At 68.8% G+C, this 12,016-nt stretch carries 13 protein-coding genes; all 13 read right to left on the bottom strand.

The annotated features are described in order from the left end of the window. Nucleotides 1-387: 387 nt before the first annotated feature. Nucleotides 388-1,056, bottom strand: coding sequence for an OmpA family protein (locus ACIQD6_RS02450; RefSeq protein ID WP_401877199.1), 669 nt, complete (start codon nt 1,054-1,056; stop codon nt 388-390). Further along, nucleotides 1,056-1,652, bottom strand: coding sequence for a hypothetical protein (locus tag ACIQD6_RS02445; RefSeq protein WP_401877197.1), 597 nt, complete (start codon nt 1,650-1,652; stop codon nt 1,056-1,058). Before ACIQD6_RS02445 ends, ACIQD6_RS02450 begins: the two co-directional genes overlap by 1 nt. A gap of 29 nt (nt 1,653-1,681) precedes the next feature. Continuing rightward, complete coding sequence (locus ACIQD6_RS02440) at nt 1,682-2,377, bottom strand: pilus assembly protein TadG-related protein (protein ID WP_401878088.1); 696 nt, start codon at nt 2,375-2,377, stop codon at nt 1,682-1,684. Beyond that, nucleotides 2,377-2,613 (bottom strand): hypothetical protein, encoded by a 237-nt coding sequence (locus ACIQD6_RS02435; protein ID WP_401877196.1) that lies wholly within the window; start codon nt 2,611-2,613, stop codon nt 2,377-2,379. Before ACIQD6_RS02435 ends, ACIQD6_RS02440 begins: the two co-directional genes overlap by 1 nt. A 326-nt stretch (nt 2,614-2,939) precedes the next feature. Continuing rightward, nucleotides 2,940-4,025, bottom strand: a complete 1,086-nt coding sequence (locus ACIQD6_RS02430; protein ID WP_401877194.1) for a response regulator — start codon at nt 4,023-4,025, stop codon at nt 2,940-2,942. Nucleotides 4,026-4,122: 97 nt separating this feature from the next. Beyond that, nucleotides 4,123-5,523: a sensor histidine kinase gene (locus ACIQD6_RS02425; protein WP_401877192.1), complete on the bottom strand. Its 1,401-nt coding sequence runs from the start codon at nt 5,521-5,523 to the stop codon at nt 4,123-4,125. Nucleotides 5,524-5,611: 88 nt separating this feature from the next. Beyond that, entirely contained in the window at nt 5,612-6,499 is an 888-nt protein-coding gene (locus ACIQD6_RS02420) for a DUF5936 domain-containing protein (RefSeq protein WP_401878085.1), read from the bottom strand. A 21-nt stretch (nt 6,500-6,520) separates the two neighbouring features. Then, the gene (locus ACIQD6_RS02415) at nt 6,521-7,462 is read right to left on the bottom strand and encodes a type II secretion system F family protein (protein ID WP_401877190.1); all 942 of its coding nucleotides are present in this window, start codon (nt 7,460-7,462) and stop codon (nt 6,521-6,523) included. 96 nt (nt 7,463-7,558) lie between these two features. After that, nucleotides 7,559-8,899, bottom strand: a complete 1,341-nt coding sequence (locus tag ACIQD6_RS02410) for a CpaF family protein (protein ID WP_401877188.1) — start codon at nt 8,897-8,899, stop codon at nt 7,559-7,561. Nucleotides 8,900-9,068: 169 nt separating this feature from the next. Then, entirely contained in the window at nt 9,069-9,449 is a 381-nt protein-coding gene (locus ACIQD6_RS02405) for a TadE/TadG family type IV pilus assembly protein (RefSeq protein ID WP_401877186.1), read from the bottom strand. Next, nucleotides 9,449-9,982 carry a TadE/TadG family type IV pilus assembly protein gene (locus tag ACIQD6_RS02400; protein ID WP_401877184.1) on the bottom strand — a complete coding sequence of 178 codons (534 nt, stop codon included), beginning with the start codon at nt 9,980-9,982 and terminating at the stop codon, nt 9,449-9,451. The genes ACIQD6_RS02405 and ACIQD6_RS02400 overlap by 1 nt, the downstream gene beginning before the upstream one ends. A gap of 24 nt (nt 9,983-10,006) precedes the next feature. Next, nucleotides 10,007-11,275, bottom strand: a complete 1,269-nt coding sequence (locus ACIQD6_RS02395) for a CpaE family protein (protein ID WP_401877182.1) — start codon at nt 11,273-11,275, stop codon at nt 10,007-10,009. Nucleotides 11,276-11,282: 7 nt separating this feature from the next. Continuing rightward, nucleotides 11,283-11,993 carry a Flp pilus assembly protein CpaB gene (cpaB, locus tag ACIQD6_RS02390; protein WP_401877180.1) on the bottom strand — a complete coding sequence of 237 codons (711 nt, stop codon included), beginning with the start codon at nt 11,991-11,993 and terminating at the stop codon, nt 11,283-11,285. Between the last annotated feature and the right edge of the window lie 23 nt (nt 11,994-12,016).

The raw sequence follows: 12,016 nt of genomic DNA, 5'->3' as shown, positions 1-12,016 counted from the left end.
GTCCCCCGTTCTGCTGTGCTCTGCTCCTGTGCAGTGCTCCGCATATGTCAACTACCGAAAGCGCCCGGCTTCATGGGCTCACGCGCATGTACGGCCTCACGGTTCCCGCCGGACGTACCGTGCACCCGCGCACTGTATCCAGGGACGGTTACGGCTCTATGAGGCAGGACCGGGCTCGCCGGTCCGTGGCCTGCCCCTGGCCTGGCCTGTCCTGGCCTGTCCTGGCCTGTCCGTGGCCTGTCCGTGGCCTGCCCCTGGCCGACGACGGTCGACAGATCGACGGGCAGCGGTCGGCAGTCGGCGGTCGGGCCCGGGGCGGGGCACCGCTGAAGCCCGCCCGACCCGCACTGCTTTCACGGCGGGCCGGGCCCTCGCTCGTACGACGCGTCAGTTCTGCGAACCGCCGCTCTCGCCGCGCGGGAAGGAGACCTCCACGCGACGGTTCTTCTTGCGGCCCTCCTCGTTGCTGTTGTCCGCGATCGGGTAGTCCTCGCCGTAGCCACGGATTTCGTACGTGATCCCGGCAGAGGCCAGCTCCTTGTCGAGGACTCCGTGGACGGCTTCCGCGCGCTCCTTGGAGAGCTTGTCCCCGTGCGCGGCCGAGCCGAGGTCGTCCGTGAATCCGAAGACGCGGACCTTGGTCGTGCTCTGCTTCTTGATCTCGTTGGCGATGGCGGCGATACGGGAGTTGGCGTCCGAGGACAGCTTGGCGCTGTCCTTGCCGAAGAGGACTTCGGCCTGAAGCGCGAACTTCACGTTCTCGTTGGTGTCCTCGCGACGCTCCTCACCCCCCTCGGATTCGATGACCGAGATGATGTCGAGCACCTTCGCCGGGGCGAGCGTGGCACCGCCCCTGAGCTTGAGACCGGGCGCGTTGCCGTCCACCTGGGGCGGCGGCGAGGTCGATTCGGTGCCGGGGGGCGTACTCGGGCTCTCGTCGGCGCGGGCGCCGGCCGCCACGGTGAACTGCATGCCGGTGAACAGCACGGCCGCGGCGAGAGTCGTCGCCGCTGGGCGCCTGGATGCCCTGCGTGCGCCGGGCGTCGTGGCACGCATCAGGAGATCTCAATCGTCGCGGTGGGCATCATCGGAAGCTGGAGGTCGACCTGGGCCGTCGACTCCGGCGGAGCCGGGAACTGAGCGAAGAAGGTTTCGCTGGCCCCGGCGTCGATACGACTGATACCTGTCGTGGTCAGCGGGTAGCCCTCGGTGTCCCGCAGGACGTAGTAACGCTTCTTGTCCGCCTTGTCCACCAGCGTCATTCCGGCCAAGGAGCGACCGGTCCGCCTCACCTGCGTCTCCGACCCGTTCCACTGGATCGGCACCGACTGGCCGCTGTTCCCCGTGTTCTTGACCGTCCCCGTCACCGTGAGGAAACCGCCCTCGTCGCGTGTGGCGGTATGGATGACGAACTGGAACCCGCTGCTGCCGTTGATGGTTGCCAGAGTCTTGCTGGTGTCCGGCACCGTGGTGCCCTCGTCCCCCTCTTCCTTGGGCTTCTCGTCGGCGGGGGCGGAGGACGACGAGTCGGCGCCCTTCTCCTTGCTGCCCCCGTCGTCTCCCCCGCAGGCTGTCAGGGAGACGGTCAGCGCCGCCACAGCGAGCGCGGCCCCCGCCGCTCTACGGGCCTTCGCCCCATGCCACAGACTCATGAATACGGTTCCTTTGCGTTCGCTCGCGGTCAGTCCTGGGCCAGTCGGACGGAGAATAGATCGGCCATCTCCGGGAGAAGCTCAAGGTGCTCCGGGTCGATACTCCATTTGGTGCCATCACATACGAGTGAGCCCGGTGACTCCGGCTCGGTGTCGGCCGGGTCGTCCGGGGCAGCGCTGTCGTCCGGGGCAGGGCTGTCGCTCGGGGCCGGGTCGGCCGGCTCCTCCGACGGCTTCGTTTCGACCTCGGCGGGCTTGAAGCTGCACCGGGGCTCGACGACCGCCGTGGCCTCAGCCGTCGCACGCTCGTTCCTGGTGCCCGACAGAATGCTGTCGCCCATCGGCTTCTGGCTGATGACGCCGACCGCGAAGCCCCATCTGTCGGACAGCGCGTGACATCCGCCCGCTCCGTCCAGATCGGCCTTGTTGCCGTTGGCGAAGCGGGCCGCGACCTCACAGCCGTGGGCGGTACCCAGCGGATTGCCGTTGAAGATGTCGTCCAGATATCCGGGGGTCAACAGGTTTCCCAGGAGTTCGGCACGGAACTGGTCCCGCGACTCCTGAGCAGCCGCCAGGGCCGCGGCGTCCGCCGCGGCCTGGGTTCCGTTACGCGAGGCGCCGGCCTGGCCGACCGCGAAGAACGCGAGCGCGAGAAAGAGCAGGCCCGCCACCATCGTGATGTAGATGGGGGCGGCCTGCCCTGCCTCGCGAGAAGAGTGCGCGATCAGCCGGCGTCCAGAATCTCGCTGACCTTGTCCGAAAGACCGTTGGCAATGTCGTCCGCGACACCCGTGCCGACGATGGCCACGATGATCAGGGCCACCAGAACGATCACTCCCACGTACTCGACGGCGCCCTGGCCCTTGTCGCCGCGGCGCTTCATCGCCGTGACGGCGGTCTTCGCCCAGGAGCCGACGTAGAGCTTGGCGCTGGTGGCGGCCTTCAGCGTGGTGTTCGACATGGTGTTCCCCTCCGGTGCCGGCCGGCCCCTTGTCGGCCGACTCGTACGAGTCCCTGATGCCGTTCGTGCTTCCGGCTTCCTCCTGGCCGGTCTCACTCGCGACACAAGAAACGTACGCCGGTGAGGCTCCCCTAAACATGGGCCTCAGGGCCCAACTAAGGGCCCAGCGCGGGGAATGGGCCCGTGCCCCTGGTGCCCGAGTGACCCCCGGGGTTCCTGAGGCCCCCGGGGTTCCCGGGTTCCCCGCGGCCGGCGCCGTCGCCTCGGCGGCGGGCGCGGGCTCGGCGGCGGATGTGCCCTTGGTGGGCCGGAGATCGCGAGCGTGCTCAGCCATGGCCCGTCGAACCCCCTCGCAAGATGCCGTGCCACAGGGCTATCGCTTCGCCGCGGCTGCCCGCGTCCAGTTTGGCGAAGATGCGGTTGATGTGGTTCTTGACGGTCTTCTGGCTGATGAAGCAGGCGGCGGCGATCTGCTGATTGGTCAATCCCGACGCGATCAGATCCATGATCTCCACCTCCCGTTGGCTCAGCTCCGCGTGCAGCGCCGCGGAAGCTCCGGACTGCTGCCGACCCTGAGGAGAATGTCCCACATCAACTTGCGAAAGCGAAGGTTTTTGAGGGAATCCCAGTAAGGGTGATGGTGGCTCAACTACCCTTACCTGGGCGTCTGTTACGCGACCTGCGACCGAACGGTTCGGGAAAGGTGTGTGTGCAGGTGCAGATGTTTGCTGTGGTACGCGGACCGTCGCCAGCAGCGCGCTGGAGGCGGAGTGGGTGAAATGGGCCCGGCCCTGCTTGATGTCCCGCACCGCGAGGACCAGTTGGTCGGCCGTGAACTCGCCGTGGACGAGATAGCCGCCCGCACCCAGCCTCAGCGCCTCGTGGACGGTCTCGGTCTCCCGGCTGTACGTCATCATCAGGACCGGTGCCAGACACACCAGGTGCGGCAGGGCGGAGAGCCCGTCGACGCCCGGCATCCGGACGTCCAGCAGGATGACGTCCGGTCGGTGCTGTACGGCCTGTTCGTACGCCTGGCGGCCGTCCGACGCCTCCGCGACGACCTCTATGTCGTCCCGCCCGGAGAGCAGGACGGTGAGGCCGGCGCGGACCACCGGGTTGTCGTCCGCGACCACGACGCGCATCGGTGGCGCGGGCGTCATCGCCTCGGGGAGGGGGAAGTCGGGGAACTCTCCGGATGCCAACGGCGGTGCGGAGGCAGGGACTCCGGTGGGCCTGCCCGAAGGAACTCCCGGAGGAACTCCCGGAGGAACTCCCGGAGGAAGTCCGGGGGGAACTCCCGAGCTGACCGACGCGGCATGTGAAGACGTGTGCTGCGACGGGTGCGACTCACGGGGCCCGTAGGACCCTTGAGACCCTTGGCATCCGGGCTCGCTGGAGATCTCGTCCGGCATGGCCGCGGCCTCCTCTCGAAGTGAAGCTGTGGGGGACGGTGTCGGTGTGAGGTGTCGTGTCGTGTCGTGTTGCGTCGTGTCATGTCATGTCATGTCGTCATCGCGAGATCTGTGCGCGGCGACGGGGCCGCCGCTCCTCCGGTGTGAGCTCCGCGGGCCGGGTCAGCTGTGCGGGCGGCGAGGGGCTCAGAGCGGTGAGCGGCAGTTCCAGCCGCACCTCCGTGCCCTTCGCCGCCCGGCCCCTGCCGATACGGATACGGGCTCCGATGGACGCGGCCCGCTCGACCATCCCGACCAGCCCGAAGTGGCCCGCCTGTCGCAGGTTGTCGAGGGTCGTGCCCGGTGGCAGGCCCTGCCCGTCGTCGTACACGCTGACGCACAGCACATCACCCACCGCCCCGGCCGACACGTTCACGAACGTCGGGTGCCCGTGGCGCCGCGCGTTCTCCATGGCCTCGGTCGCGATCGTCAGCGCGTGCCGGGCCACGGCGTGGGGGATCGGCGGGACGGAAGCGTCGCCGAGCCGCCGGAAGGTCGCCTTCACGCCCTGGCGACGGGTGAAGTCCGCCGTACGGGAGCGCAGTTCGGCCAGCATGTCGACCCCGCTGTTCACCCCGCTCTCCACCCCGCTGTCCAGCCCCGACTCCCGGCGCAGATCCGAGAGCAGCTCGCGCGACTCGGCCGCCGCGCGCCGTGCCGAGCGTGCCACCAGTTCCGCCTGGTGCTTGACGACCAGGGGGTCCATCCGGTCCGCGGTGCTCGCCAGGCCGTCCGCCGCCATGGCCAGGCCGTGCAGGGTCTTGGCCACCGAGTCGTGCATCTCGCGGGCGAGGCGGGCGCGTTCCTGCTCGACGGCGCGGTTCACCGCGAGCTGGGCACGGACCTCGGTCAACGCCTGGCTGGCGGTGCCGAAGCCCAGCATCAGGTTGCGCAGAGTGCTGCCGACCGCGCCCGCGATGACGCAGAACCCCGGCAGGAGCAGCGCGTTGAACGCGATCTCGATCTCGCTGTTGACGGCGTACGCGCCCGCGACGATCAGCGACTGGAGTATGGCGAACAGCGCCGCGCCCCGCCAGCCGTACACCAGCCCGGCCAGCAGCGGGGTACAGATGGTGACGTACGCGAGCGTCGAGTCCGGGGACGCCGTCGTCAGGAGCAGCGCGCCGAAGAACATGTCGGCGGCGAGCAGTACGGGGTGGCGCAGCAGGAAGGGGCCGAAGCGCTCCCAGTCCCGCAGCAGCACGTACGACACCATGAAGGTGACCAGCACGGCCGAGCCGACCAGCCAGATCGCGAGACCCGATGCCGTCCGGTCCAGGGCGAAGGGCGCGGCGAGAGCGATCATCGCCAGCCTGAAGGCGAACACCTGGCGGCACAGCGCCTGGAGAGCGTTGACCTGGATCGCCAGGGGCGGCACATGCTTCGGAGCGGCGCCTTTCGCCGTACGGGACAAGTCGTCGCTCACACCGCCGGAGAGTGCGGCGTTCCTCTGGGCCATGGTGGGGGTCACCTCCCGTTCTGGTATGCGGTTCGCGTTTCCGGGCCGCGGTCGGTCACGTGGTGGGACGGATGTCCGCGCCGGCGCCTCAGCCTCCGAGAATGTCGCCGAAATCGACCCCCGAGCCGTAGTAGAAGCTGAGGACGATCAGCAGCATGGTGGCCGGGAGCATCACCATCGTGACTACGAGCGTGGTCTTCGGAACGGCCTGCGCGGCCCTGCGCCGGGCGTTCTGGGCGTCGGTACGGCGCATGTCGTTGGCGATCTGTATCAGCGTGTCCACGATGGGCGCGCCCAGTTCCTCGCCCTGCTGGAGCGCCGTGACGAACATCGACACCTGGTCGGACGCGTTGCGCTTGCGCAGCTGGTCGAACGCCTCGCGCCGGCCGAGCCCCATGTCCATCTGCCGCAGGGTGATGTGGAGTTCGTCGGACCAGGGCCCCTGGTACTTGTCCGCGACCCGCTCCAGCGCCTGCCGGAAACCGAGGCCCGCGGAGACGACGACGGCGAGCACATCGAGGAAGTCGGGCAGCGTGCGCTCGATGTCGTCCCTCCGCTTGCGGATGGCCGAGCGGATGATGACGTCGGTCCACACCATGCCGTACGCCAGGGCGAGGATTCCGATGACCGGCTGCCCGCGCATCACCAGGGAGAGCGCGGCCAGCACCCCGAGGATTCCGTAGACCGCGCGGCGAGCGGCGTAGCGGTCCACGGTTATACCGCCGGGGTTGCCCGCCATGTCGAGCCGGCGGCGCAGCGCGTCGACCCGCTTGGGGCCCATGATGCGCAGTACGAACGGGGCGTACCGCATGCCGAGCCGGTCGATGCCGGATCCCACGGCGGTGGTGCGGGTGGCGCCGACCTCCAGGGCGACGGCGAGGTCACCGGGCAGTTCGGCGTCGGCGCGAATGAGGCGTACGCCGTGGAGCGCACCGTAGACGGCCAGTCCCAGAACGGCCGCGAGCAGCAGACCCACCATGTCTCTTCCCCTCCCCTCTCAGACCTGGACCCGGGACATACGCCGGATCAGGAAGAAGCCGACGCCGTACATGCCGAAGGCCACGACGACGGCGATCTGACCGAGCACCGAACCTGTCATCTTGTCGAGCGCCCCCGGCGCCATCCCGTTGATCATCAGCAGGAAGCCGAGGCCGAGCAGCGGTACCGCCAGCGCGGTGACCTTGACCTGGGAGAGCATCGTCGTGACCTCGCGGCGGGTCTCCTTGCGCTCCTCCAGCGTCTCCGTGAGGTTGCGCAGGGAGCTCACGACCTGGCCGCCGGCCCGGCTGGAGAGCACCAGCGTCGTGACGAGAACGACCAGTTCGCGCGAGGGCAGCCGGTCCGCCAGCTCGCCGAGTGCGTCGTCCAGGGAATGACCGACGGCGAGTTGGTCGGCGACCCGGCGCAGCTCCTCGCCCGCCGGGTTGTCGAGCTCCTCGGCCGCCATCGCCAGTGCCGTACGCATCGCGAGTCCGGCCTGTGTGGCGTTGGCGAGTACGCGCGTGAGCTCCGGCAGTTGGCTGATAAACGCTTCCGTGCGCTTCACCCGCTGCCAGTTGAGGAAGGCGTTGCCGCCCCATACGCCGATCAGCGCCGCCAGGACGCCGAAGAAGGGGGCGAAGATCGCACCGACGGCGAAGTACAGCCCGAGCAGTCCGGCCACCACGTACACCGCGTATTCGCCGGTCGTCAGATCGAGGCCCGTGACCGCGATCTTGCGATCGATGCGTTTGCCCAGGGACGTGGTGCGCAGTTTGCGGTCGACACCGGCGAAGCGCCGGCGCCGGCCGGTCGGCGCCGTCAGCTGTGCCGTCTGGGACATGCGCTCGAAGAGCACCTGTCCCTGGGCCCTGCCCGCCGAGTAGACGTGCACGCCGATGACGGCGAGCACACACGTGAGCAGTGTGACGCCGATCGTCAGGAGCGGAAGATTTTCCATGTCGTGCCGGGACCTTCTCGATGGACGGGGACGGGACGGGAACGGGACGAGAACGGGGGCTGCGGTGGGGGTGTGCCGAGCAGGGCGGTCGGCCGCTCAGGTCGCCGATCTGCGTACGTCCAGCTCCTCCTCCGAGCGGGCGACCCCGAAGGCCGGAGGAACGGGTTCGCTCTTCAGATAGAGGCGGTCGGCGATCCTGCGCGGCAGCGGGTAGTACTCGAACTTCCCGTAGATCCGCCCGTCTGCCGCCATCGGCTGGGCGAGATAGCGGCAGACGGAGACGATCCGGTACTCCTCGCGCCCGTGCGAGTCGACGATCGCGATCTCGGTGATCCGGCGGGAGCCGTCGGCGTGCCGGGTGAGCTGCACGATCACATCGACCGCGCTGTTGATCTGATCCTTGATCGCCACGAACGGGATCTCGACCTCCGACATGGAGGCCAGGGTCTGGAGTCGCATCAGCGCGTCCTCGGCACTGTTGGCGTGGACGGTGGCGAGTGAGCCGTCGTGACCGGTGGACATGGCCTGGAGCATGTCGAGCGTCTCGCCGCCACGGACCTCACCGACGATGATGCGGTCGGGGCGCATACGCAGGGAGTTGCGTACGAGGTCGCGGATGGTGACCTGGCCCTTGCCCTCGACGTTCGCGGGACGGCTCTCCAGCGTGATCACATGGGACTGCTGGAGCTGGAGCTCGGCGGAGTCCTCGATGGTGACGATGCGCTCGCCGTCGGGGATCAGCCCGGAGAGGGAGTTGAGCAGGGTCGTCTTCCCGGTGCCGGTGGCCCCCGAGACGATCACATTGAACTTCGCGCGCACCAGACCGGCCAGCAGGACCATCATCTGCTCGTCCAGCGAGCCGAGGCTGATCATCTCCTGGAGGGTGAAGGCGCGCGGGAATCGCCGGATGGTGAGGATCGGGCCGGTCAGGGAGAGCGGCGGGATGATGACGTTGACCCGCTCCCCCGAGGGGAGGCGGGCGTCGACCATCGGATTCGCCTCGTCCACACGGCGGTTGACCGTGGAGACGATGCGTTCGATGGTCTGCATCAGCTGCTCGTTGGAGGTGAACCGCATCGGCAGCATCTCCAGCCGCCCGCCGCGCTCGACGAAGACCTGGTCCGCGCCGTTCACCATGATCTCGCTGATGGAGGCGTCTTCGAGCAGGGGTTCGAGGATCCCCAGCCCCAGGGCTTCGTCGACGACCCGGCGGATCAGATGGGAGCGTTCGACGGTGGAGAGGACCGGGCCCTCCCGGCTGATGATGTGGCTCAGGACCCGCTCCAGGCGGGCCCGGCGCTCGGCCGCGGCGAGCGCGGACATCTCCGCGAGGTCGATCTCCTCCAGGAGCTTGGCGCGGTAGACCCCGACGAGGAGACTCTCCTCGCTGTGCCCGTTCGTCGGCTCGGGGCTGTTGATGCGCGCCCGCAGGCTCATGTGCTCAACTCCCAGATTCTGCTCGTGTACTGAGGTACTTCTCGTGTGCCGAGGTGCTGCTCGTGTAGTGACGTGCTGCTTGTGTACTGACGTGCTGCTCGTGTACTGAGGTGCTGCTCGTGTACTGAGGTGCTGGACTGCTGGAGTGCTGCTGCTCCAGCACGTACGGTCAGTCGAGGGGCATGGTGGCGCTCCTCTTCGCGGGATCGAACTGGAAGATGGGCAGAATGCGCGGGACCGGCACCGTCGCGGTGGCCTTGACCTCGTCCCCCGAGGTGGATACGTAGATGTCCGCCGCGCCCGACAGCCAGGAACTCATCGCGGCCTGGCCCGCCGCTTGCGCGTCCATGCTGGTCTCGTTGTACGAAGCGGTACGGGCGGCGGCCCGCGACGCCGTGCCCGCCTGCTGCACGGCGTACGCGACCAGCCCCAGCTGGATCGCGGCCAGGGCGACGAAGAGAAGCAGGGTGATCATGCCGATGTATTCGAGGGCCACCTGGCCCCGCTGTCCGCCCCGGAGTGCGCGCTTCCTCATCAGTCGCTTCCTCATCAGTCGCTCTCCTTCACCGCGGAGGCGTGAGCGGTGATGTCGACCGGGATGTCGAAGCCGGGGAAGAGCACGGGGATATTGATCCCGATGTCCGCGTCGACCAGATCCCCGTCCGCCGGACAGCTGACATCACCGAGGCTCCAGGCGCCGGGAAGGTGTTCCTCCGCGGCCTGCGTACAGGCCGCGTTCCGGTCGCCGTCCGCCACCGCCGCCGCCCGTACCGCCTCGTCCGCCGCGTTGCCCGCGAGTGAGAACGTGTAGCCGATCAACGTGGCCTGCCAGAGCAGGACCGCCGTGGCCAGGATGACCGGGAGCATCCCGGTGAACTCGACGGCGACCTGGCCCCGGTCGTCGCGCAGCCGCCAGGCCCGCAGCCGTCCGGGCCACGGCCGCCGGACCCACAGCCCCGTGGCCCGCAGCCGCCGGACCCACAGCTCCCCGGCCCGCGTCCGTACGCCGCCCGCCGTCCCGCGCCCTCCCTCCCCCTCTCGGTCTCCGTCTCCGTACCCTGCGCCCGTCCCCGGATCGCTCATGACTCAATGCGCCCCCTCACCCCGTCAGCCCGGTTTCTGGTCCCGCGACTTGGATCGCCCGCGCCGGACCCCGACCGAGCCGCGGTCCCCCCGGAACTTCCCTGTTCTCTCCCCACCTACGGCCGCCTTCACCAGCCCCAGCTCTCCCGCCAGCCCCCATATGGCCTGTTTTACGGTGGACTTCGCCTCCAGGTCCTGCATGCGGCCCGCGTCCACCACGGACTGCAATTCCTTGAAGTTGGCGGGGATCGTCACGCGTGACACCCGGGTACCGGTGATCCGTTCGATGAGCGGCGGCTGGATCTCCGTATGCCGTGAATGGCGGTTGACGACCGTCACGGTCTCCTCCGCCTTGCGGATCTGGAGCCGGTCCCACAGGCGCACCATGCGCTTGGCCGCCCGGACCGACACCACATCGGGTGTCGTCAGCAGCAGGGTGGTGTCCGCCATCTCGATCGCGGCGGCATTGGCGCTGTTCATCTGTGTGCCGCAGTCGATGACCACGACTTCGTAGCGGTTGCGGAGCGCGCTGACGATCTGCCGTACGGCCCGTTCGTCCATCTCCTCACCGCGCTCCCCTTCTCCCGGCGCCAGCAGCAGTCCGAGCCCGCTCTGGTGGGTGAAGAGCGCGTCCTGGAGCACGCGCGGTGATATGTCCTGGATGGACGCGAGGTCCACGATCGACCGGCGGAACTGCACGTCGAGGTACGACGCCACGTCCCCGGACTGGAGATCCAGGTCGGCGAGCCCGACGGTCATGCCGGACGCACAGGCCGCCAGGGCCAGTTGGACCGCGGTGAGGGTCGTGCCGACGCCCCCCTTCGCGCCGCTGACGGTGATGACCGTGCCGCCGGGGCCGGTGAACACGTCGCCGCTCTGGCCGAGATGGCGCCGTACCCCCACGGACCAGCCGGCCGCCGCCTGGACCCGCTGGGTGAGTTCCTCGTACGAGAGCGGCAGCCCGACCAGACCGCGGGCTCCGGCGTCCATCGCCGCCGAGAACAGTCCGGGGCCCGCGTCCGTGGTGACCAGGACGACCCCGACGGCGGGAAAGCGGAGGGCCACTTCCCGAATCAGCTCAAGTGCCGGTACGGGCCCGATCCGTTCATGGACCAGCACCACCTCGGGCAGCTCGTCGATCGACTCGGCGGCCAGCCGGGCCAGCGTGTCGATCAGCGAGGTCGAGTCGCCGACCGGTCCGGCCGGTTCCGCGTCGGGGAGCTGGCTGAGCAGGGTGGTGATGGACCGGGCGGCGTCGGCGTCGCCGACGACCGGGAGGATTCGGGTGCTCATTCGTCCCTCACTTGTCCCCTTCGAGGGTGTAGGTGTTCTCCCCCGGGCGCAGCGTCGTGGGGCTGCCGTCGGCGAGGAGCGCCAGTCGTACGTGCTCGGCGAAGGACTCGGCGTACGCGACGCGTTGGGCGTCCTTCGTCTTCAGCGCGAAGGTGATCGGCACGGCCTGCCTGGCCGCGCTGCGGCTCCTGTCGCCCTCGTCGGGTTCCAGTGCGGTGAGCGTGCCGACGTCGATGACTCTGGCGTTGGAGACGATGATCCGCGACTGGTCCGTGCCGCCCTCGTTCTCGGCGGCGAAGGTGGCGAAGATATTGACCAGGGCGCCGGGCCGGATCTTTCCGGCGACCCCGGTCGCCGAGTCGATCATGATCGCGATTTCCTGCTCACCGTCGGCGAGCGCGGGCCGTTGGACAATCATGTCGTCCTGGAGCAGCGAACCCTTTTTCAGCTGCGTGATGGCGATCTTCCCGCCGACGACGGACAGATCGGTCACGGCGTTCGCGGAGAGCCAGCGCTTGGGCATGGCGATCTTCTCGAACTGATTCGGCTGAAGTGCGGTGTACGGCGCCACATCCGCCTTCAACCGGTACGCCGCCACCTCGGGGCCGACCTTCGAGTTCACGTCGCTTATCACCGAAAGGACGCCGAGGAAGGCGCCGAAGGCACAGAGGACCGACAGAAGAAGGAGTATGACGCCGCGGCGCTGCCGTGAATTCATGAGCGGTACAACCTCGTTCGGTG

Origin of the sequence: Streptomyces sp. NPDC088400, from assembly GCF_044753355.1 — a bacterium.
GTDB lineage: Bacteria > Actinomycetota > Actinomycetes > Streptomycetales > Streptomycetaceae > Streptomyces.
This window is presented reverse-complemented; position numbering and strand designations above follow the sequence as displayed.